20 protein-coding genes are annotated in these 22,746 nt (G+C 63.8%); 15 read left to right on the forward strand and 5 right to left on the reverse strand.

The window, feature by feature from the left end; translation table 11 throughout:
- The first annotated feature begins 324 nt into the window (after positions 1-324).
- A complete protein-coding gene (locus tag LC298_RS01865; protein ID WP_158284675.1) occupies positions 325-3,711 on the forward strand; it encodes an SIS domain-containing protein in 3,387 nt (1,128 codons plus the stop codon).
- A gap of 1 nt (position 3,712) precedes the next feature.
- On the opposite strand, the gene LC298_RS01870 is transcribed toward LC298_RS01865, so the two are convergent.
- Both LC298_RS01870 and LC298_RS01875 read right to left on the reverse strand, forming a co-directional pair.
- Positions 3,713-5,956: an AGE family epimerase/isomerase gene (locus LC298_RS01870; protein WP_199223176.1), complete on the reverse strand. Its 2,244-nt coding sequence runs from the start codon at positions 5,954-5,956 to the stop codon at positions 3,713-3,715.
- Between the two features lie 128 nt (positions 5,957-6,084).
- On the reverse strand, positions 6,085-6,240 hold the full coding sequence (locus LC298_RS01875; protein WP_131565178.1) for a Flp family type IVb pilin: 156 nt from the start codon (positions 6,238-6,240) through the stop codon (positions 6,085-6,087).
- 280 nt (positions 6,241-6,520) lie between these two features.
- On the opposite strand from LC298_RS01875, the gene LC298_RS01880 reads away from it, so the two are divergent.
- From LC298_RS01880 to LC298_RS01890, 3 genes are all read left to right on the forward strand, one after another.
- The gene (locus tag LC298_RS01880) at positions 6,521-7,054 is read left to right on the forward strand and encodes a pilus assembly protein N-terminal domain-containing protein (RefSeq protein WP_317851168.1); all 534 of its coding nucleotides are present in this window, start codon (positions 6,521-6,523) and stop codon (positions 7,052-7,054) included.
- A 161-nt stretch (positions 7,055-7,215) separates the two neighbouring features.
- Entirely contained in the window at positions 7,216-7,770 is a 555-nt protein-coding gene (locus LC298_RS01885; RefSeq protein ID WP_131565176.1) for a TadE/TadG family type IV pilus assembly protein, read from the forward strand.
- 2 nt (positions 7,771-7,772) lie between these two features.
- Positions 7,773-8,408: a TadE/TadG family type IV pilus assembly protein gene (locus LC298_RS01890; RefSeq protein WP_131565174.1), complete on the forward strand. Its 636-nt coding sequence runs from the start codon at positions 7,773-7,775 to the stop codon at positions 8,406-8,408.
- Positions 8,409-8,460: 52 nt separating this feature from the next.
- Here LC298_RS01890 and LC298_RS01895 read toward each other — a convergent pair whose 3' ends face one another.
- Entirely contained in the window at positions 8,461-9,384 is a 924-nt protein-coding gene (locus LC298_RS01895) for a phosphate/phosphite/phosphonate ABC transporter substrate-binding protein (RefSeq protein WP_131565172.1), read from the reverse strand.
- Between the two features lie 86 nt (positions 9,385-9,470).
- Between LC298_RS01895 and LC298_RS01900 the strand changes: the two genes are divergently transcribed.
- From LC298_RS01900 to LC298_RS01935, 8 genes are all read left to right on the forward strand, one after another.
- A complete protein-coding gene (locus LC298_RS01900) occupies positions 9,471-10,739 on the forward strand; it encodes a phosphopentomutase (RefSeq protein ID WP_131565170.1) in 1,269 nt (422 codons plus the stop codon).
- The gene (gene mutM / locus LC298_RS01905) at positions 10,732-11,625 is read left to right on the forward strand and encodes a bifunctional DNA-formamidopyrimidine glycosylase/DNA-(apurinic or apyrimidinic site) lyase (protein ID WP_131565168.1); all 894 of its coding nucleotides are present in this window, start codon (positions 10,732-10,734) and stop codon (positions 11,623-11,625) included. The genes LC298_RS01900 and mutM overlap by 8 nt, the downstream gene beginning before the upstream one ends.
- Positions 11,626-11,659: 34 nt before the next feature.
- Positions 11,660-12,433 (forward strand): enoyl-CoA hydratase, encoded by a 774-nt coding sequence (locus tag LC298_RS01910; protein ID WP_131565166.1) that lies wholly within the window; start codon positions 11,660-11,662, stop codon positions 12,431-12,433.
- A gap of 143 nt (positions 12,434-12,576) precedes the next feature.
- Positions 12,577-12,843: a 30S ribosomal protein S20 gene (rpsT, locus tag LC298_RS01915; RefSeq protein ID WP_131565164.1), complete on the forward strand. Its 267-nt coding sequence runs from the start codon at positions 12,577-12,579 to the stop codon at positions 12,841-12,843.
- A gap of 769 nt (positions 12,844-13,612) precedes the next feature.
- A complete protein-coding gene (gene dnaA, locus LC298_RS01920; RefSeq protein ID WP_131565162.1) occupies positions 13,613-15,232 on the forward strand; it encodes a chromosomal replication initiator protein DnaA in 1,620 nt (539 codons plus the stop codon).
- A 236-nt stretch (positions 15,233-15,468) separates the two neighbouring features.
- On the forward strand, positions 15,469-16,587 hold the full coding sequence (gene dnaN, locus LC298_RS01925) for a DNA polymerase III subunit beta (RefSeq protein ID WP_131565160.1): 1,119 nt from the start codon (positions 15,469-15,471) through the stop codon (positions 16,585-16,587).
- 42 nt (positions 16,588-16,629) lie between these two features.
- Positions 16,630-17,787: a DNA replication/repair protein RecF gene (gene recF, locus LC298_RS01930; RefSeq protein ID WP_131565158.1), complete on the forward strand. Its 1,158-nt coding sequence runs from the start codon at positions 16,630-16,632 to the stop codon at positions 17,785-17,787.
- A complete protein-coding gene (locus LC298_RS01935) occupies positions 17,780-18,541 on the forward strand; it encodes a HesA/MoeB/ThiF family protein (RefSeq protein ID WP_131565871.1) in 762 nt (253 codons plus the stop codon). The genes recF and LC298_RS01935 overlap by 8 nt, the downstream gene beginning before the upstream one ends.
- Here the strand turns inward: LC298_RS01935 and LC298_RS01940 are convergent, their stop codons facing one another.
- On the reverse strand, positions 18,542-19,543 hold the full coding sequence (locus LC298_RS01940) for a 2-hydroxyacid dehydrogenase (RefSeq protein WP_131565156.1): 1,002 nt from the start codon (positions 19,541-19,543) through the stop codon (positions 18,542-18,544).
- Between the two features lie 209 nt (positions 19,544-19,752).
- On the opposite strand from LC298_RS01940, the gene LC298_RS01945 reads away from it, so the two are divergent.
- The gene (locus LC298_RS01945; RefSeq protein WP_131565154.1) at positions 19,753-20,331 is read left to right on the forward strand and encodes an SH3 domain-containing protein; all 579 of its coding nucleotides are present in this window, start codon (positions 19,753-19,755) and stop codon (positions 20,329-20,331) included.
- A 12-nt stretch (positions 20,332-20,343) separates the two neighbouring features.
- On the opposite strand, the gene irrA is transcribed toward LC298_RS01945, so the two are convergent.
- Entirely contained in the window at positions 20,344-20,757 is a 414-nt protein-coding gene (gene irrA, locus LC298_RS01950) for an iron response transcriptional regulator IrrA (RefSeq protein WP_223385496.1), read from the reverse strand.
- A gap of 183 nt (positions 20,758-20,940) precedes the next feature.
- On the opposite strand from irrA, the gene fabA reads away from it, so the two are divergent.
- Positions 20,941-21,456 carry a 3-hydroxyacyl-[acyl-carrier-protein] dehydratase FabA gene (gene fabA, locus LC298_RS01955; RefSeq protein WP_131565150.1) on the forward strand — a complete coding sequence of 172 codons (516 nt, stop codon included), beginning with the start codon at positions 20,941-20,943 and terminating at the stop codon, positions 21,454-21,456.
- A 58-nt stretch (positions 21,457-21,514) separates the two neighbouring features.
- Positions 21,515-22,729: a beta-ketoacyl-ACP synthase I gene (fabB, locus tag LC298_RS01960; RefSeq protein ID WP_131565149.1), complete on the forward strand. Its 1,215-nt coding sequence runs from the start codon at positions 21,515-21,517 to the stop codon at positions 22,727-22,729.
- The last annotated feature ends 17 nt before the right edge of the window (positions 22,730-22,746 follow it).

Genomic DNA, 22,746 nt, shown 5'->3' on the forward strand with positions numbered 1-22,746 from the left:
GACGGGCCTTAGCCGGACATCGGCGCAATATGCCGATTAACCATCGGTTACATATGAAAATGGCATAAACAGGGCAGATAATCGCGGGAACACGCACTTGTTAACCATCCGTGATCGCGAAAATACAGTGAACTCAATTTCCCGACGCACGTTCATGACTTTGAACCTACTCGCGGTTAAAAGATGCAAGAACAATTGAGCGTCCATGCGCCGATTCCGCTTGTAGAGTGAGGGTTTGCACCGTTTTAAGGGTGCGAGGGATCACCTCAGGACCGGGCGTCAAATCTCATGGAGCGCCGGATCCTGACCATTCGGGGGACTGACATGTGTGGAATCGCTGGTTTCGTGACCGGGCCATTCGGGCAATCCAGGGCGGATTGCGCATGGCTGACGAAACTGTCGCACGACACGGGAGCTCTGCCCGAGGGTCTTGCTGCCGCCGACGACCTGCAACGGGCAGTCGAAACACTGCATGAGCGCTTCCCGGCGCTGATGTCGTTCGGTACGGCGGCGCAAATCGTATTCAACGAGACGTTCCGCGGCGAGGTGACCGCGCTCGCTGACGCGTTCGCGGCACAGACCTCGGCGCTGACGGAGCTGTCGAAGGCCGGACGCACCGATCTCGACCCGCTGATCGAAAGCCTGCGGGACCACGAATGGCAGTTGCGCGAGGAACTGGTCCGCCAGTCGCTGGAGGCCGCATCGCTGACGCGGCCGGACAGCCTGTCGCCGGACAACAACGCGATCAAGGTGGCGCTGGCCACCGAGGCCGTGCTGCGTTCCATCGACCGGCTGGAAGTCCGCGGGCGCGACTCGGCCGGAATCGCCATCCAGGTCCAGCTCGACGAGGCAACCATCAGCGCGCTCGACGGCGACCATGCGGACGCGCTCGCGACCCGCGCGGCGCAGATCCATGCCGAACACGGCGCGGTCTATCAGCACGACAATGGCGGCGGGCGGCGGACCCTGACATTCGTCTACAAGACCGCCAATCTCGTGGGCCGTCTGGGTGACAACGGAACGGCGCTACGAGAGGCGATCCGCGCCGACGACCTGCTGTGGGCGCTCGCCGCCAATGCGCTGCGGGCCAGCGTACTGTCGCACACAAGATGGGCCTCGCACGGCATCATCTCGGTCGCCAACTGCCACCCGCACAACGCCTCGCTGGTGCAGGACGAACAGGGCGGCGCAGGCATATCGCTCGGGGCGATGTACGCCCTGAACGGCGATGTCGACAACCATGTCGAACTGCTCGGCGAACTGGTGACCAACCGGCAGATGGCGGTCGATCCGGCGATCACGACGGATGCGAAGATCATCCCGATCGCGCACCGTGCGGCCGGAACCGACGGCAAGGACCTGCTCGACCGTTTCCGCAACGCCATCCGGCGCCTCGACGGCTCGATCGCGATCGGATGCATCGACCCCAGCCAGCCGGGCGACGCCTTTCTCGCGCAGAAAGGTTCCGGCCAGGGGCTGCATGCGGCGCGGCTCGCCGACGGCTGGATATTCGCTTCCGAAGTCTATGGGCTGTGCAACCTGGCGCGGTCCTCGTTCAATCTGGCGCGCTCGGTCGCGGGCGGCTCGGTGATCGAACTGAACGGCGATTCCGACACCCCCGTGATGCGCAGCGCGAGCGAGGGTACCAAGGTGGCCCTCAAGGCCGAACCGATCCAGATCTATGCGCGGGACATCTATCGCGGCGATTTCGACTTCTATCTGGAGAAGGAAATCCACGATGGACCGGAGAGCGTCGCCAAGACGCTGCGCGGTCGCTACCGACGCCAGGCCGGACTGATCGCGTTCGACGACCTGCCGGCCGATATCTGGGCGCCGATGCGCGAGGCCGTCCGCAAGGGCGTGACACGGATCCATGTCATCGGACAGGGAACGGCCGGCGTCGCCGCCGTCGGTATCGCGCATCTGATCGAGCGGGCGCTCGCCCGCGATTTGCGCAAGGCGGTGCCGGTCCGGGCGCTGCGGTCGTCGGAAATGTCGGCGGAGATCGACAGTCTCGATTTCGCCCACGCGCTGGTGATCGCGATCTCGCAATCGGGCACCACGACCGATACCAACCGCGCCGTCGACCTGGCGCGCGAACGCGGCGCGTTCATCCACGCCATCGTCAACCGGCGCAATTCCGACCTCGTGCGGAAGTCGGATTCCGTGCTGTTCACCTCGGACGGGCGCGATGTGGAAATGTCGGTCGCCTCGACCAAGGCGTTCTATTCACAGTTGACGGCGGGCAAGCTGACGGCGCTGTTTCTCGCCGCCGCGATGAACACGATGACCGAAGTCGAGATCGCGCACGAGACCAGCGAACTGGAACGGCTTCCGGCGCTTATCGGCGAGGTTCTGGCGACCGAGGAGCACATCGCCGAATGCGCTCGGACGCTGGCGCCGCGAGCGCGCTACTGGGCGGTCACCGGCTCGGGCATGAACCATATCGCCGCGCTGGAGATCCGCATCAAGCTGTCGGAGCTGTGCTACAAGTCGATCCCGGTCGACTACACCGAGGACAAGAAGCATATCGACCTTTCGACCGAGCCGCTGACGCTGGTGATCGCCAACGACCTGCCGGGCGATCTCGCCGGCGACGTGGTCAAGGAAGTGGCCATCTTCAAGGCGCATAACGGACGGCCGATCGTGTTTGCGACCGAGGGCGCCGACGCCCAGGCGTTTGCCGAAAACGCCGAACGGGTGATTCCCCTGCCGAAGATCGGCGGCGACCTGGCCTTCATTCTAGCAACGGTGGCCGGACACCTGTTCGGCTTCCACGCGGCCCGGGCCATCGACCGCGCCGCGCAGACGTTGAAGGCGATCGCCTCCGACCTCGGCCTGCTCGCCATGGGCGATGCCGAGGCAGACCCGGACGCGCTTCTCGGCGCGCTCGACGACTTTATCGATCAGGGCGCCGCGGGCGACTTCAATTCCGGGCTCGGGGCCAACCATCTCGCGGCGCTCGCCGGTCTTGCCCGCGACCTGCGCAAGGCGGAAGGCGACACAGCCGCGCAGCGCGCCATCGCCGAAGCCGCGGAGGAAACCGTGCGCAAGGCGTTCGAGGAGACGTCGCGCCCCGTCGACACGATCCGCCACCAGGCCAAGACAGTCACCGTCGGCACCAGCCGCCCGGAGGACGCCCTGTCATCGGCGGTGCGCGACAGCCTCGCGGCCCTCGGCGTCGCCGACAGCCGGATGAGCTTTGCTAACCGCAAGGTCCTGGCCTCGGTGTCGCGGCTGATCGACGAGATCGAATGGGCCGAATTGCTGCATGTAACGGACGAAGGCGACGGGCCGGCAGTCCGTGCGTCGGGTGCCGCGAAGGCCAAGGCGCTCGCCGCCTACCGCACCGCAGCCAAGCCGCTCGGGGTTCTCGGCAGCGCGCTCGACGACAATGCGCTGCATTGCGGCTTCCTCGGCGATCATGCGGTGATCGCCGTGCCGGTCAACGATGCCGGATACGGGGAGACCGACGGGCTGATCTGCCTGGCGGTCAAGCTGCAGGCACACGCCTCGCGCGAACAGAAGACGGCGGCGATGACCGCGCTCGGCACCTACCGGCCGGTGCTGCGCGAATGGGAGCAGACCTTCGGCGAAGAGGCTTCGGCCGCCCTCGCCCGGCAGATCGCGCGCGAGAAGCCGATCGACGTGCTGTTCCGTCCGAAAGTGCTCGACCCGGCGCTGGCCCGGGACGAACGCCAGAGCGCTTGAGTCACTGCCCGGCGTATTCGCCCAGCGCGCACATCACGTGGTAGAAGCTCGATGACGGCATGTCGGGGGCGGTGACGTAGCCGTCGGTGTCGATGGCGTCGTACCAGCCGCCCGGCACCGGACCGTTGAGGTAATAAGCAAACAGCACGTCGAAGATGCGCCGGCGCAACGCGGCGGCCGAGCCCAGCCCGCGCTTCTCGAACACCAGCGCCGCCTTGAGGGCCTCCGTCTGCGGCCACAGGCGCGCATGTTTCTCAACCGCCGATCCATCCGGCTGCAAGCCGTTCGCCGCGGCGCCTGTCGAGGCGTGATGGCCGAATGTCGCCGCGGCCGCGAAGAGCTGGCGCGCCTTGGCGCCGACCCTTGGCGTGTCGCGGTGATCGAGATAGCGCATCAGCAGCCACGCCCATTCGTAATGGTGTCCCGGCTCGATGCGTGTCTCCTCGGCGGTCTCGCGGCTGATGGACCAGTCGGCCTTGAAGAACTCGCTCAGCGTGCCGGTCGACTTGTCGAAGAAGTGCCGGTCGAACAGCCGGACCATGGCCTGGGCGCGGTCGAGAAACTGTTCCTCGCCCGTCGCCTCGTACCAGGCGATCATCGCCTCGAGGAAATGCATATGGGGGTTGGCGCGGCGCGGCAGCTTGCGGTCGATGCTCTCGTAGTAACCGCCATTGCCGTGATCGGCGAGGCAGGCGTCCATGAAGGCGACGGTGCGGTCGGCCCACAGGCGCGCCTCCGGCCAGCCGGTGGCCCGGTGCAGCCAGGCGAGGCCAAGCAACACGAAGCAATGGTCGTAGGTGTCGCGCGTGGTGTCCTGAACCGTGCCATCGGGATTGAAGAGATGGATCCAGCCGCCCTCTTCGTGCCAGCCGGTGTTGACGAGGGTATCGAAGCAATGACGCAGGACGCCCTCGGCGTCGCCCTCCCAGCCCATCAGTTTCGCGTAGGAGAACGCGTAGATCTGGCGGGCGAGAACGCGCAGGCGCTTCGACAGGTGGGGTGCCGGCGTGCCGTCAAAATTGAGCGCCTCGTGTACGCCGCCGAATTCGCGGTCGATGCCGCGCTCGGCCCAGTAGGGCAGAGCCGTCTCGAACAGCCAGGATTTCACCGTGGACGGCAGGGTGTCGTCGCCGCGGGTCTTGAACACCTGGGTGACGTTCTTGACCAGATGGGTGGTGTCCCTGCGGGTTACGAGAATCTTGTTGTCCTCGGCAACAACGACAAGATCGTCTACACCGGCGATGGCGATCGTGGCGCCGCGCGCGCGCACCAGATTGTCTCCGGCGTCGACCGTGATGACGTCACCCGACAGGGCGTTGCCGCGGGAATCCTTTTCGGCTCCCGCATAGAGTTGCGCCCACGAGCCGAGATCGTCCCAGTCGAACCGGGCCTCGACCACGCCGATATTTCCGGCGCTTTCCATGATTGCATAGTCGATCGAAAGCTTCGGCGACGCGGCAAACGCCGCCGGATCGAGAAACAGCCTGGCGCCCTCCCGCCGCCCGTTACGCACCGCACGCGACGCGCATGCCCAGATCTCGGGCTGGAGCCGGCGGTACTCGTCGGCAAGCCGGCCGGCGCGGAACAGAAAGATTCCGGCGTTCCAGAGAAAGTCGCCGCTGGCAAGATAATGCTCGGCGGTCTGGTGATCGGGTTTCTCGCGAAAGCGGGTGACGCGGAAGCCCTCGCCCAGCGCCTCGCCCTTCTCGATATAGCCGTATTGCGTTTCGGCGCGGACCGGCGGAATGCCGATCGTCATGATGGCGTCGGTCTCGCGGGAAAGGCGGGCGGCAGCCGCGACAGTGTCCTGAAATCCGTGGACATCGTCGATGCGGGCATCGGAGGGCAGCACGATAATGAATTCGTCGGGGTCTTCAGCGCCGATCGTGGCGGTGGCGGCGGCAATCGCGGCGGCGGTATCGCGGATGCTGGGTTCGAGCACGATCAATTCCGGCGATACGGACGCGCGGGCGACGTCGCGCTCGAGCGTTTCCACGAGCGCCGCCGAGCCGATTACATGGGCGGGACGGAACTGCAGACCGCGGATGGCTGGCACCATGCGCTCGAGCGTGTTCACCAGCAGCGAGCGGTCGTTGACAAGGGCGTGGAACTGCTTGGGCTTGTCGTCGCGCGACATCGGCCACAGGCGGGAACCCGCGCCGCCGCACAAGATCACCGGCGTTATCGTCACCAATTTCCCCTCGGCCATCATTCCCAAACCGGCCTTGCCCGCACTCGGGGGCATTAGTTCACAGCCGCCGCCCATCGTCCACCAGCGGCTCGATATCAATGCAGAGCGGCCCGCCTCCGTCTGGAGACAGGCCGCCTCGTATGTGTGAAGCGCCGCGCGACCGCAGCCTGTTGCCGAGCCATCTAGCCGATGGTCGTGGCAATTGCGCCGAGCTTGGCGTTAATAGTTGTGCCGAGCACAGTGGCGCCGCTGATGACCGCCACCGAAACAAGGGCTGCAATCAAGCCGTACTCAATCGCGGTGGCCCCCGACTCGTCCTTCATGAAACGTGCAAACATGGTCGTGGTCCTGTTTCTATTTTTTGCAACACCCGCGTCAACACTTCTGGTGGCGCTGATCGAGTGGACCCAACTTAGCGTCACCGTGTTGCTCCCGACTTAACGAACGAGGTTTCCGAAATATTAATGCCCCGAGAACGCGGAAGTGGTGAACCAAACGTTTCACTTACCCCGGCAGAGCACTGCCTGCAGGGAGGCGCGCTCCGGGGAGCTTATGGTTAAATCTTCGTTCATGTTTGAAAGGGATACTGCAGCCCGTTCGCGTCTCCAGGAGTGCATCATGTTCACGGGCAACCGCTTCATCTCGTCAGCAGCCGTCGCGGCAAGCCTCTGCCTTCCGGCAAACGGAGTGCGAGCGGCCGATCTAGACACCCCGGCGGCGTCCCCGTCGATAGGCATGCCGCCCCCGAGCGGTTACATGCCGGCGGCAGCCATGCCAGGGAACGAGGCCATTCCGGCGGGCATCCACGTCGTCATGAACCATGCCAAGATCGTGAAGCTGTCGTCCGCTGCGGCAACGGTCATCATCGGCAATCCCGAAATTGCCGACGCCACGGTACGCGACGCGCAGACTCTCGTGCTCACCGGGCGGGGTTTCGGCCAGACCAATCTCGTCATCCTCGATGCCGGCGGAAATCCGATTCTCGACGAACGCATCGCCGTCTCCCGCGAGAACGGTGCCGCCCTCAGAATCTACCGCCAGGCCGAGATCGAAACGCTGTCGTGCGAGCCGTTCTGCGAGAAAGCCTATTTGACGGAGGCCGAGCTTCAGTCGATACGCGCCATCGCCGAGGCGAATGACACCGGAAACTGAACGGGACGCATCTTGATAAAACCGCGCCACTTCAACAGGGGCCAGCGCGGCGCAGAAGCTTAACAGCGGCTTAACCCGCTCCCCACCATCACCCGGCCACGCAAACCAATCCTCAATCATTTCGACATACAATCGAAAGCTATCCAAGGTTCGGGGAACCGATGGCAGATCGTACTTACCAGCTAAGAACACGCATACGCCGCCTGGTCGAAAGACTGGAGAAGGACCGCCGTGGCGCCACCGCCATCGAGTTCTCGATGCTGGCCATCCCGTTCGCAATGCTGGCCTTCGCAATTCTTGAATCCACGGTTTCGTTTACGGCCGAGGAGGTGATCAACCGTGCCGCGTCCAAGCTCGGCCGACAGTTTCAGACAGGTCAGCTGACGGCGGCGAACACCGACGAAACGACATTCAGAAACCTTCTGTGCAATGAAATATCGATCATGGTGGGCGGCGGCTGCCCCGAATTGGTCTATGACCTGCAAAACTACACCAGCTTCGCCGCCGTTCCCACGTCGCTCCCGATAGATCTGACCGGCGACATCGATGTCACCGGTTTCGGCTACAATGTCGGCGGGGCAGGCACCATTAATTCATTGCGCGTCTTCTACCGCTGGCCCGTGATGACCGACATGCTGAAAGCCCATATGTCGAACCTTCCGGACAACAAGACCCTCCTGTACGCCACGGTGACGTGGAAAAACGAAGGCTTCTGATCGTGCGCATTACGAAAACAACCGATCGGGTTCGCGAGCACCTTTCAAAGGCGCTGGGTCGTCTGGCGCGCCAACCCGTGCTGCAGGACAAGCGGGGCGTGGCGGCGGTCGAATTCGCACTGATCGTGCCGCTGATGCTCGCGATGTATCTGGGGACCATGGAAATGTCCGCCGGTGTCGTGGTCAACAAGAAGGTCTCGCGTGTGGCGTCGACGGTGGCCGACCTGGTCACGCAGCAGCAGGAGGTGAGCAAGGCCGATCTCGAACAGATCATGGGAATCGGCGAGGCGGTTCTCTTTCCCTATGTCAGCCGCAGGCCGGATATCGTCGTCATCGGCATCGATGTGGACACAAGCTACCCGAAGGGCGGCAAGGTTGTCTGGTCACGTCGATACGACCAGGGCACGTTCAAGCCGGGGTGGGCCAAAGGTTCGGATGTCGACGTCCCGGCAAAGCTGCAGATCAACGACACGTTTCTCGTTCGGGTCGACACGAGAATCGACTACGCCCCCGTGGTCAGCTGGCTCATCGGCGATACCGTCGGCAGCATCAAGAACGGCGTCGGGGTGATCGAGATGGCAGAATCCTACATTCTCCGCCCGCGCTACGGGGCCGACATCACCTGCATAGACTGCTGAGGCAGTTCCTGGCCGGATGAAGCCGTTCTTCCGTCGGGCACTCCAACGCGCTTCAGTCTCCCCCTCCTTCGACGACCGCCGGCACGAGGCCGAGTACGGTGCGGTAGTCATCATGGGCCGCGGCCTCGAAACCGCCGCCCAACAGGGGCGAGATGGCGTCATGAGCGAGCGGGCGGTCTTCATCAAGCGATAGCAGCATCCGGCGAAGCGCCGTCTTCACCTCCGAGGGAAGATCTCGCCGGATGGCGTGTGGGCCGAAACGCACCGGGCGCGACCGCCAGAGAACGCCGTACTGCGCATCCGACATTTCCGCGAGCCTCGCCTTCGGCCCGCCGCCGAACGAGGTCGCGGCGCCGGGGCGGACATATTCCCAGAGGAACGCGGCGGCGACCCGGCCGTCCACCAGCATCTCCAACGTCTCCGTGATACCGGGCGTCATAACGATATCCAGCCCCGATTCCGCCAATGCCTTTCCCCGCCAGAAGAAACCGGCCGTCGGCAGCAGATCGCCGCCGAGCGCGCCGGCCGGGCCGGCCGCAATCGTGACCTTTCCGAGATCGACAGTCCGGGCGGCACGTGCCTTGTCGGCGAGGAGGATCGACCGGATTCCGCTTGCTCCGCTGGTGCTGACCGGGGCGGCGATCGGCTCGATGCATTGGCACAGTTCATAGGCGGTCGCGTAGCCCATCGCGGAAAGCACGGAATATTCGATGCGCGACGACGCCTGTGCGTCGATCAGCGCCAGCGCGTCGCGGGCCTGGAATATCTCCACCGGCATGGCAAGTGTTTCGGACACCGCCTTGCGGAACTCCTCGAAACGGCCAGGCGGATAGCTCTCACCATTCCGCATCGCGATGCCGATGCGGAAGGTGCCCAGATCCTCACGCCAGTCCGCCGATGCGGGTGCGGACAAAAGACAACACAGAACGACGGACGCCAGCGCCATCATCTTGTTTCGACCGTGTCGGGGTGCCATGTTCGATCTCCACTGCCGATGCCGGGCGTCGCGGGCCGCAGCCCGGCCTCCTCCCCGTAGCGGCAACAAGTAGAACGCGAGTTTCGATGACGCCAGGCATTAATGGCAGCCGCGCAAGACGCGCCTTTCTTTTCGTGCTCGATTCGGTCGGAATCGGCGGCGCCAGCGACGCCGCCAGGTTCGGCGACGCCGGGTCCAATACGGTCGGCCATATCCTCGCGCACGCGAAGAGCGGAAAGGCCGACAGGGCGGACCTGCGTGCCGGTCCCCTCGACGTGCCCAACCTGGCCTCTCTCGGCCTTCTTCACGCGGTGAGAGCCGCCTCGCCGGAAGGATTGCCGGATGGCATCGAGCCTGGCCCCCTCGCCGGCGTCTGGGGCGCCTCGGACGAAGTCTCCAACGGCAAGGACACACCGTCGGGCCACTGGGAGATCGCCGGCGTTCCCGTGCGGTTCGACTGGGGGTACTTTCCGCAGGAGATTCCCGCATTTCCCGCCGAATTGCTCGCGGCGATATACGCCGACGGCAATCTCGACGGGTCGCTCGCCAACAAACATGCATCGGGAACCGAGGTCATAGCCGCCTTCGGGGAGGAGCACATGCGCAGCGGCAAGCCGATCTTCTATACGTCCGGCGACTCGGTCTTCCAGATCGCCGCGCACGAGGAGAGTTTCGGCCTCGAGCGGCTCTACGCGCTGTGCGAAACCGTCCGCAGGCATGTGGACGCGCTGAATATCGGCCGCGTGATCGCCCGCCCCTTCGTCGGCAGCGCCGCGGAGAATTTCGAGCGGACGGGCAACCGCCGCGACTATTCCGTGCCCCCGCCCGAGCCGACGCTGCTCGACCGCCTGACAGAAGCCGGCGGCCGGGTTCTCGCGGTGGGCAAGATTGCCGACATCTTCGCGCATCAGGGGATTACCAAGCTGCGCAAGGCCTCCGGCAACATGGCGCTCGCCGAGGCCACCCTCGAGGCGATGGACGAAGCCGGCGACCGCGATCTCGTATTCACCAATTTCGTCGACTTCGACATGCTCTACGGGCACCGCCGCGACGTGGCAGGCTACGCCGCCGCACTCGAAGCCTTCGACAAGCGGCTGCCGGAAATGACCGCAAAGATGCGCGAAGGCGACCTGATGATCATCACCGCCGATCATGGCTGCGATCCGACGTGGAGCGGAACCGATCACACAAGGGAACGCGTGCCTATCCTTTGCGCCGGTCCCGGGCTGAAGCCCGGTTCGGTCGGGCTGCGCACAACCTTTGCCGATATCGGCGAGACGATCGCCGCGCATCTGGGCCTCCCGGCGGGCCGGCACGGAACCTCGTTTCTGGGCGAACTGAGCCGCGATGCCTGAACTGCCGGAAGTCGAGACCGTCCGGCGCGGGCTGCAGCCGGCGATGGAGCGGGGACGGATTACGGCCGTCGAGATGAATCGGCCGGACCTGCGGTTTCCGCTGCCCGCCGATCTGGCGTCCATCCTGACGGGCAAACGGATCACCGCGCTCGGCCGCCGCGCAAAATATCTCACGATCGAACTGGAGGATGGCGCCGTCCTGGTCTGTCATCTGGGCATGTCCGGCTCATTTCGCATCGAGCAGGATGACGTCAAGGTGATGCCCGGCGTTTTCCATCACGAGCGCTCGAAGCTGGCGGCGCACGACCATGTCGTTCTGCACGTGACGAGCGAGAGCGGCGCGGGGCACCGCATCGTCTACAACGACCCGAGGCGCTTCGGCTTCATGTTCCTCACCAGCCGCGCCGACATGCACGCCCACCCGCACCTTCGCTCGCTCGGTATCGAGCCAACCGGCAACGCGCTCGACGGCGAGACGCTGGCGGCGTTGCTCGCCGGACGCCAGGCGCCGCTGAAGGCGGCCCTGCTGGACCAGAAGAACATCGCGGGCCTGGGCAATATCTATGTGTGCGAGGCGCTCTGGAGAGCGCAGCTTTCGCCCAAGCGCCTGGCGCGAACGCTCGTGCGCAAGGACGGCAGGCCGACAGAACGGTGCCGGCGCCTCGCCACGGCGGTCCGCGAGGTGATCGCCGATGCGATCGCTGCCGGCGGGTCGTCGCTGCGAGACTACATGCATGCAGACGGATCGCTCGGCTATTTCCAGCACCGGTTCTCGGTCTACGACCGCGAGGGCGCGGATTGCCCCCGCGAAGGCTGCGGCGGAACGATCCGCCGGACCGTGCAGAACGGGCGCTCGACTTTCCATTGTCCGTCATGCCAGAAGTGACGGCGATGCATCCATCCCCCAACGGAGACTCCTGATGGCCTACGAGACTATTCTTGCCGAAAAGCGCGGCGAGGTCGGTCTGATCACGCTTAACCGACCGAAAGCAATGAACGCCCTCAACGCCGAGCTTGCGCAGGAACTGCTCGACGCCGTGCAGAAATTCGACGGCGACAACAACATCGGGGCAATCGTGATCACCGGGTCCGAAAAGGCCTTCGCCGCCGGTGTCGACATCAAGGAGATGCAGTCGCTCGAGTATGTCGACGTGCTGATGAACGACTTCATATCCGTGTGGGATCGGTTCGCCGCGTCCCGCAAGCCCGTGATCGCTGCCGTTGCCGGCTACGCACTCGGCGGCGGCTGCGAACTGGCGATGATGTGCGACTTCATCATCGCCGGAGAAAGCGCCAAGTTCGGCCAGCCGGAAATCACCTTGGGGGTCATGCCCGGCATCGGGGGAACCCAGCGCCTCGCGCGGGCCATCGGCAAGGCCAAGACGATGGAGATGTGCCTCACGGGGCGACACATGACCGCGGCCGAGGCCGAGAGTTCGGGACTGGTTGCCCGGGTGGTTCCCGACCACGACGTGGTGGAGGAGGCGATGAGCGTCGCGGAAAGGATCGCGACGTTCTCAAGGCCGTCCGTGATCATGACGAAGGACGCCGTCAACCGCGCCTTCGAGACCACGCTTGCGGAAGGCCTGCGCTACGAACGCAGCGTCTTTTATTCGATGTTCGCGCTCGAAGACCAGAAGGAGGGGATGGCCGCGTTCGCGGAAAAGCGGTCCCCGAACTTCAAGAACCGCTGAGACGTTACGGGGACGTTGACGCATCCCGGATTTGAGCGTATAGACCGCGCACCTTGGCGGCCGGTGGGTCGCCATTATGATTTTGTCTGCCTTGCAGGCGCCAGCAGAGGCGGCAAGGCCCCGAACAACAGAAAGAGGAACGCATGGCCAATACGCCTTCGGCCAAGAAGTCGGTGCGCAGGATCGCCCGCCGCACCGCCGTCAACACCAATCGCCGCTCGCGCATCCGCTCCTTCATGCGCAAGGTCGAGGAAGCGATTGCCGCGGGCGACGCGAAAGCCGCCAGCGACGCGCTGAAGAACGCCCAGCCGGAGATCATGCGCGCCGCCTCGAAGGGCGTGCTGCACAAGAATACCGCGTCGCGCAAAATCTCTCGCCTGGCCTCCCGGGTGAAGGCTATCGCGAACTGAATTCCATTACCCGCCTAATGAATGCAAGCCCGGTTTCAGCCGGGCTTTTTTTTGCTTTCCGGCCGCTGCCTTCAGCCATTGTGGATGGTTCCGGATTCACGTGTCAGCGCAAAGCCTTAGGCGATGACGCCAGGCAGATGGTGCGACGTCATACTGTTGCAAGATTCACGCAACCGGATCCTCCGTCCGAAAAAACCAAATCAGTTCAGAGAGTTATCGCCTTGCCGAACCTAAGGTAAATCTGTTCCGTTGCGGAATTGCAACAATTTGCGGGTACCGTGGCGGCTTAAAAAAATAAATGGTTTTGGGCCATTTTAAGCGCCCGGGAGAGAATCTGTGGAATCCCAAACATTTACCATTCCGGCGGGCGACTCATGCGCAGTTCGAGCCCATTTTCAAGCCAAATGATTCCCTAAAAATCAATTTACACACCTTGATCGGTGATGACTGAATTAGGTATCTTGCCTCCATCAGACAAACGGCCTGAGCGAAACACGGGGCGTGCTTAAATCGGGGGTTCCCGGACAACCGCAAAGCGCGTGCAATCGGGATTTTGTCCTGCGGCGGGTGAGGGCCCGTCACGTCAAAAACTGCAAGCAAGACGCCACGGGAAACGCAGGTTTCGCGACCGGAGACGTGTGTCTCCAGAATATCGAGGGGGGAAGATTGGAAGAGTAATACGGAAAGCAAACACGAACTCCGGACAAACCGGAGCGCGACACTTTTATTTTTGAGAATTCTGACGAACAGGGCGACTGAGAGAGGATTGATGAGGTACGATAATGAGGGTTCGCGCGGACACTTCGAGGGACACGCCGCAGCGCCAGGGATACTCGCAACACGGGAAGTCGTCAGAACCGTCGCAAGCATTGCAAGGGGGGACGACTTGAAAAAGGCCGCGAAGAGCGAGCCGTGTGGCTCGCAGGATATCGTTGACGTAAAGACCGTGGAACACGACAAATCCTTCGACCGGGTGCAGCAGAAACTCCGCGCAAAGATCGGCGCAGACGTCTTCAACAGCTGGTTCGGACGCCTGAAACTCGATTCCGCCACGCGCAACATGGTGCGCATGTCGGTGCCTACGGCCTTCCTGCGCTCCTGGATCAACAGCCACTACATCGATGACCTCACCACCTTCTGGAAGGCGGAACTGCCGGAAGTCATGCAGGTCGAGATCGTGGTGCGCAGCGCCTCCAAGCCGTCGGCCAGGCCGGCAAGCCAGGCGGCCCAGGGCGCTCCGGCCCCGGTCAAGGGCGGCCAGGCGATCGCCCGATCCGTGTTTTCTCCGGATCGGGCAAAGCCCTCCCGTACCGGGGCGCTCGCCGAACTCAACACCAGCGGCAAGCTGATCGGATCGCCCATCGACCCGCATTACACCTTCGACAATTTCGTCGAAGGCAAGTCGAACCGCGTGGCCATGGCTGCAGCGAAAGCCGGTGCCGATCAAGGCGCGAATGCCGCCCGTTTCAACCCGCTTTTCCTCTATGCCTCAGTGGGTCTGGGAAAGACCCATCTGCTGCAGGCGATCGCCAACGGCGTATTAGAGGCCGAGCCGAAGAAGCGGGTCGTCTATCTGACGGCGGAATATTTCATGTGGCGCTTCGCCAGCGCGATCCGCGACAACAGCGCGCTGCTGCTGAAGGAAACCCTGCACGATATCGATCTCCTCATCATCGACGACATGCAGTTCCTGCAGGGCAAGAAGATCCAGTCGGAATTCTGCCATCTGATCAACACGCTGCTCGACAGCGCGCGGCAGGTCGTCGTTGCGGCGGACCGCCCGCCCCACGAACTGGAATCGCTCGATCCGCGGGTGCGTTCGCGGCTTCAGGGGGGCGTAGCACTGGAGATCGGCGCACCCGATTTCGAGATGCGCCTGGCGATGTTGAAACAGCGTCTGGAGAATGCCCAACGCGAGGATCATTCGCTCGAGATCAAGGAAGACGTGCTTGCCCATGTCGCGCAGAACGTGACGTCGAGCTTTCGGGAACTGGAAGGGGCGTTCAACCAGCTCGTGTTCCGCCATTCGTTCGAACCCGATCTCTCGATCGACCGGGTCGACGACATTCTCGGACACCTTGTGCGCTCGGAAGAGCCGCGCAAGATCCGGATAGAAGACATCCAGCGGCAGGTTTCGAGCCATTACAACGTGTCACGAACGGACATGCTGTCAAACCGGCGCACGCGCGTGATCGTCAAGCCGCGTCAGATCGCGATGTATCTGGCGAAGATGATGACGCCCCGTTCGCTTCCCGAAATCGGCAGGCGCTTCGGCGGGCGGGACCACACCACCGTGCTGCACGCGGTGCGCAAGGTCGAGGGCATGATCGCCGACGACGCGCAGCTCGCGAAGGAACTCGAACTGCTAAAACGGCTGATCCAGGAGTGATCGACCAACCCCGTCCGCGCCACGCGGGCGGGGTTTTCATTTTTCCCCAAACTTTGCCTTCGCCGGGCCGCCGGACGACCTGTCGGCGCTTGCTTTTCGCACCGCGAGCCGCCACATTCGCGATCCAAACCGGCGGGGACGAAGCGCCGGTGAATTCGGATGAATTCGCCGTCGGACGCCCATTGATCTCCCGGCTGGCCTGCCATGAATGATCATACCCAAGCGGACTGCGAAAAATGCGTGTCACCCTCGAGCGAGCCAATCTGCTGAAATCCCTGAACCACGTGCACAGGGTGGTAGAGCGGCGCAACACCATTCCGATCCTGTCCAACGTGCTCCTCAAGGCGGAAGGTGCGAGCCTGGAGATGAAGGCGACCGACCTCGACCTCGAAATCAACGAGGCGACGCCGGCCGTGGTCGAACAGTCGGGCGCGACAACGGTCGCAGCCCACTTGCTCTACGACATCGTGCGCAAGCTGCCGGACGGAACGGAGGTCATGCTGTCGACCGACGCCGACGGCAACACGATGACGGTCGTCTCCGGGCGTTCGAACTTCAAGCTGCAATGCCTGCCGCAATCGGACTTCCCGGAACTGACCGCCGGCGAATTCACGCACACTTTCCGGCTCGACAGCACCGTTCTGAAGGAATTGATCGACCGGACGCAGTTTGCGATCTCGACCGAGGAGACGCGCTACTATCTGAACGGCATCTACCTGCACACCGCCGAACACGACGACGACATCGTGCTGCGGGCCGTGGCCACCGACGGGCACCGCCTCGCCCGCTGCGAAACCGCTGCGCCGAACGGCGCGGAATCGATGCCGGGCATCATCGTTCCCCGCAAGACGGTGGGCGAAATCCAGAAGCTGATGGACGATCCGGACGTGGCGGTGACGATCGAGCTCTCCGACAGCAAGATCCGCTTCACGATCGGCGCGATCGTGCTGACCTCGAAACTGATCGACGGCACATTCCCCGACTATCAGCGCGTCATTCCAACCGGAAACGACAAGGACATGATGGTTGACCGCCAGACGTTTGCCGCCGCCGTCGACCGCGTGTCGACGGTGTCGAGCGAACGCGGACGCGCAGTCAAGCTGGCGCTGAGCGACGGCCAGATGACGCTGACCGTCAACAATCCGGATTCCGGCTCGGCCACGGAAGAACTGGCCGTCGGCTACGAATCCGACCCGATGGAGATCGGCTTCAACGCCCGTTACCTGCTCGACGTCACCAACCAGCTCTCTGGAAGCGACGTCAAGTTCACGCTTGCCGATGCGGGATCGCCGACGCTGATTTTCGACACTGCGGACGAAAAGTCGCTCTATGTCCTGATGCCGATGCGGGTGTGACCGGGGATATTCCTATCCGGCATCGAAACGCCTCCGGCTGACATGGCCCTCGACAGCCATCTTTCGTCCCTCAAGCTGAGCGCGTTCCGCAATTATGCGAGCCTTTCCGTTGCCTTCGCAGCCAAACACGTCGTACTGACGGGGCCGAACGGCGCGGGCAAGACCAATCTCCTGGAGGCGGTCTCATTCCTCTCTCCTGGACGCGGCCTTCGGCGTGCGCAACTCGCGGACGTGGCCATGGCCGGCTCAAATGCGGGGTTCGCCGTCAATGTGACGCTGGAGCGGGACGGAGATGCAACGATCATAGGCACCGGCACCGCGCCCGGCGACGCGCTGCAGCGCAAGGTGCGCATCAACAGCACCACCGCGAAAAGCGCCGACGAACTGCTGGAGCTTTGCCGGGTCATCTGGCTGACGCCCTCGATGGACGGCCTGTTCACCGGCCCCGCCGCCGACCGCCGGCGGTTTCTCGACCGGATGGTGCTGGCGATCGACCCGGCGCACGGGCGGCGCGCGGCGGACTACGAGAAGGCGATGCGCCAGCGCAACCGGCTGCTTGAGGATTTCCGCGACAGCCAGTCCGACGGGTGGATCGATGCGGCGGAAGCGCAACTGGCGGCGCTCGGCTCGGCAATGATCGCCGCCCGGCAGGAACTGGCCGGATTGCTGACCGGAATAATCGCGCAGGGCAATGGGGAGGACCGTCCCTTCCCTACGGCATCGCTGGCGATCGAGGGCGCACTGGAGCGCGACGCCCGGGAGGGCATGCCGGCGGGAGACATCGAGGACGCGCTCCTGCGGATATTCCGCGACCAGCGCATGCGCGACCGGACGGCGGGCAGGACGCTCGCAGGCCCGCACCGCGCGGAGTTCGCGATCCGCCACAGACAAAAGGACATGCCAGCCGCGCTCTGCTCGACCGGCGAACAAAAAGCCTTGCTGATCGGCCTGGTGCTCGCCCACGCCCGGCTTACCCGCACGGTTTCAGGCCTGGCGCCGATCATGCTGCTCGACGAGATCGCCGCGCATCTCGATCCGCTCAGGCGCGCAGCATTGTTCGAGCAGGTTGACGCGGCCGGCGGGCAGGCGTTCATGACCGGTACGGACCGAAGCCTGTTCGATGCGCTTGAAGACCGGGCGCAACGCTTCCGGGTCGAGACCGGCGGCCTGCGAGATGACAGCGAGATCAGCGATGCGTGACGAGAAGCCCCTGCAACCCGAGGAAATCGAGCGCTACGCCCGCCACATTATCCTTCCCGAAGTGGGAGGCCCGGGACAGCAGAAGCTGAAATCCGCTCGGGTGCTCATGGTGGGCGCCGGAGGCTTGGGCAGCCCTGTTCTGCTCTATCTCGCGGCCGCAGGGGTCGGCACGCTGGGTATCGTCGACGATGACGCGGTCAGCCTTTCCAACCTGCAGCGCCAGATCCTGCACGGCACAAGCGACATCGGCGCGCCGAAGACGGAAAGCGCCGCCAGCCGTGTTTCGGACGTGAATCCGCATGTGACGGTGGAAACGCACGCCATGCGGCTGACCGGTGACAATGCGCAAGACGTGATGGCGGGGTACGACATCATCGTCGACGGTTCGGACAATTTCGAGACGCGCTATCTGGTCGCCGATACGGCGGAGAAGCTCCAACGGCCGCTGGTCGCCGGTGCCCTCGGGCGCTTCGACGGGAGCCTGACGGTTCTGATGCCCCATACGAAGGGGGCGGACGGGACCCCGAACCCGCGCTACCGCGACCTCTTTCCCGAGGCGCCTCCTCCCGGCAGCATCCCGAGCTGTGCCGAAGCCGGGATCCTCGGGGCCATCGCCGGTGTGCTCGGGACCCTGCAGGCCGTAGAGGTGCTGAAGCTGATCACCGGCGCGGGCGAGCCGCTGGTCGGCAAGATCCTGCTATACGATGCGCTTGCGGTGCGTTTCCAGACGATGGGTTACAAGCGGCGGAGCTGATCAAACCATGCTGGGAAGCACGCGGTCGGCCGGGCGGTCGCCGTCGGCCATCATGCGGATGTTGATGATAACCTTCTCACCCATCTCGATGCGGCTTTCGATGGTCGCCGAACTCATATGGGGCGAAAGCACGACCTTTCCTGCGCGGGCGAGCGCGCGCAGACGCGGATTGACCGTCGGCTCGTGCTCGAAGACATCGAGTCCGGCGCCGGCGATCCTGCCATCCTCGATCAGCCGGATCAGCGCCTCCTCGTCGACGACATCGCCGCGGGCGGTATTGACGATGTAGGCCGTCGGCTGCATCAGCTCGAGCCGCCTTGCCGAGAGCAGATGGAATGTTGCCGGCGTGGACGGACAGTTGACGGAAATGATGTCCATATGGGCGAGCATCTGATCGAGGCTTTCCCACCAGATCGCTCCGAGCTCGCGCTCGATGGCCTCCGACATGCGGTGCCGGTTGTGGTAGTTGATCGACAGGCCGAAGGCCGCGGCGCGCTTGGCAACCGCCATTCCGACCCGGCCGAGACCGATGATGCCCAGCCGTTTCCCGGAGATGCGGCGGCCAAGCATCCATGTCGGCGACCAACCCTGCCAGTCGCCCTCGCCGGTCAGAACGGAGGCGCCCTCCGTCAGGCGCCGCGGCACGGCGAGAATCAGCGCCATCGCCATGTCGGCGGTGTCCTGACTCAAGACGTCGGGGGTGTTGGTCACCGTGATGCCCCGCGCATGCGCCGCCGCGACGTCGATATTGTCGACGCCATTGCCGAAATTGGCGATCAGCCTCAGTTGCGCACCCGCCCCGGACAGAAGGTCCTCATCGATGCGGTCGGTGACCGTGGGGACAAGCACCTCGGCGGATGCCAGCGCGGCCGCAAGCTGCTCGCGCGAGAAGGGGCGATCGTCCTCGTTCAGGCTGACCTCGAACAGTTCACGCATCCGCGCCTCAACCTGATCCGGCAGCTTCCGGGTGATCACAACCTTCGGATTTCTGCTGAGAGGCATCCTGTTTCCCTGTTCGGCAGGTGGAAATTGCGTTGCCGGAAGACGGCGTTGAGCGGTCGTTAACCAAGAAAGGCCAGAATGCGGACTGACCGGTTCGCCGCTTCTCTAGCAAGGAGGCCGGTTCATGACAAAGAATTTCGAGCGTCTCCGCCGGCTGCCACAATGACCGGGCCACGACGCCGATACATGCTCCAGGGGACGACGCCAGCATGCCGTTGCATAACTCCGTATCAATATCCGTCCGCGCCGCCGCGGCAGCCATGCTGCTGGCGCTACCGATGGCCTTCGCGCCCGAAATGGCGGGCGCGCAAACCACCAGCGCCATCGGCAAGGGGCCGAGCGGACTGCCGCTGCCGCGTTTCGTCAGCCTGAAGGCGACGCGCGTCAATCTGCGCGTCGGGCCAGGCCCGGACTACGCGGTGGCCTACCGCTATCTCAAGAACGGGATCCCGATGGAGATCATCCAGGAGTACGACAACTGGCGCCGGGTGCGCGACGCTGACGGCACCACCGGCTGGATCCATGGCTCGCTGCTGTCGGGAAAGCGCACCGCCATCGCATCGCCGTGGCGTCAGGCTTCCGACATGGCAGACACGGTCACGCTCTACAGCGCACCGGCCGGACAGGCCAGGGCGGTCGCCTTCCTGGAGCCCGGCGTCGTCGGGAGCATCGAAAGCTGCGACGGGGCATGGTGCGAATTCGAGGTGACGTTCGACGGCCGTTCGCTGAACGGTTTCGTCAACCAGGCGGAACTGTGGGGAGCCTATCCGGACGAAGTCATCCGGTGATGGCGGGGACCGTCAGGCCTTGCGGCGCAGGCGGATCACGATGTCGATGTTGGCGATTTCCAACCCTTCGGGAGGTTCGGGAATGTTATCGACCTTCAGATTCGAGAGCGGAACGTCGATCACCGCGTTCTCATCCTCGATGAAGAAATGGTGGTGGTCGGACGTGTTGGTGTCGAAATAGGTGCGCGACCCCTCGATCGACAGGATGCGCAACATTCCCGCTTCGGTGAACTGGTGCAGCGTGTTGTAGACCGTCGCCAGCGATACCGGCACCCCGGAGACGACCGCTTCGGAATGCAGATCTTCGGCCGCCAGATGACGGTTGCCCTTGGCGAACAGCAATTCCGCAAGCGCCACGCGCTGACGCGTCGGCCGGAGGCCGGCCTGCTGCAGTCTCTGTCGGATCTCCGTTCCTGACTGATTCAATTGTCTACCCAGTCGTTGGATCGTTGGCGCCAAGTGGGTGCAAAGACAAGATTTATTTCTGTCTATTGCCCTATCGATCATATATTCGCTATGCCAAAAGCAATCAATAGGCGGGGTCCGGACGGCTCCGCAAGACATGGTGCGCGCGCAAGCGGACCGCGGGCGAGAAGGACTTTCCAGGGGATGGCCGAACGGAAATCAAGCTACACGTATGAAGATCTGCTTGCGTGCGCGCGCGGAGAACTGTTCGGGCCGGGCAATGCCCAGTTGCCGGCCCCGCCGATGCTGATGTTCGACCGGATCACCGATGTCAGCGAAACCGGCGGCGCTTACGACAAGGGCTACATCCGGGCCGAACTGGACGTGAAGCCGGATCTCTGGTTCTTCCCCTGTCACTTCATCGGCAATGAGATCATGCCCGGCTGTCTGGGTCTTGATGCGATGTGGCAGCTTACCGGATTCTTTCTGGGCTGGCTCGGCGAGCCGGGCTACGGAATGGCGCTGTCGACCGGTGAGGTGAAGTTCAAGGGCATGGTGACGCCGAAGACCAAGCTGGTGGAGTATGGGGTCGACTTCAAGCGCGTCATGCGCGGCCGCCTCGTGCTCGGAATTGCGGACGGCTGGTTGAAAGCCGACGGCGAGACCATCTATCAGGCCACGGACCTGAAAGTCGGTCTTTCCAAGGAAAAAGCGGCCTGACAGGATGAAATGCGCCGCGCCTCCGGCGGCGCGGCAGGCCTAGCCAGGGAGCCTTCTCATGAAACGTGTGGTCGTAACAGGAATGGGCATCGTCTCGTCCATCGGCGACAATGTCGACGAAGTGACCGACGCGCTCAGAAATGCGCGGTCGGGTATCAGCTTTGCCCCCGAATACAAGGAACTCGGCTTCCGGTCGCATGTTCACGGCAAGCCGAACCTCGACCCGACGACGCTGCTCGACCGCCGCGCCATGCGGTTTCACGGCGGCGGGACGGCGTGGAACCACGTCGCGATGGATCAGGCAATCGCTGATGCGGGTCTGGAAGAATCCGACATCTCCAACGAGCGGACCGGGATCATCATGGGGTCCGGCGGGGCCTCGACGCAATCGATCGTCCAGGCCGCTGACGTGACCCGAGAGAAGGGTCCGAAGAAGGTAGGCCCCACGGTGGTGCCGAAAGCGATGTCGTCGACCGCGTCGGCGACGCTGGCGACCTGGTTCAAGATCAAGGGCGTGAACTACTCGATCTCGTCGGCCTGTTCGACTTCGAGCCACTGCATCGGCAACGCCTATGAAACCATCCAGCTGGGCAAGCAGGACACGATGTTCGCCGGCGGATGCGAGGACCTGCACTGGACGCTGTCCGTCCTTTTCGACGCGATGGGCGCCCTTTCCTCCGATTTCAACGAGACACCGGAGGTTGCGTCGCGGGCCTATGACAATGCGCGCGACGGATTCGTGATCGCCGGCGGAGCGGGCGTACTCGTGCTCGAGGAGCTGGAGCGCGCGAAAGCCCGCGGAGCGAATATCGTCGCCGAAATCGTCGGTTACGGCGCGACCTCGGACGGCGCGGACATGGTGGCGCCTTCGGGCGAAGGCGCGGTGCGCTGCATGCGCCAGGCCGTCTCCCATCTCGACGGAATCGACTACATCAACCCGCACGCCACATCGACGCCGGTCGGCGACCGGATGGAGGTTCAGGCCATCCGCGAAGTGTTCGGGGACAACATCCCGCCGATCTCGGCGACCAAGTCGCTGACCGGCCATTCGCAGGGCGCGACCGGAGTGCACGAGGCAATCTATTCGCTTCTGATGATGAAGAACCGCTTCGTCGCCAAGAGCGCCCATATAGACGAAATCGATCCGGAATTCGCCGACCTGCCGATTGCCCGCGAGCGGCAGGACGACGTCACGATCGACCGCGTGCTTTCGAATTCGTTCGGGTTCGGCGGCACCAATGCCTGCCTTGCCTTCCAGCGCTATAACGGCTGACCGGCCGCTACCGAGAG

The sequence above is a fragment of the Oricola cellulosilytica genome (assembly GCF_019966575.1).
Lineage (GTDB): Bacteria > Pseudomonadota > Alphaproteobacteria > Rhizobiales > Rhizobiaceae > Oricola > Oricola cellulosilytica.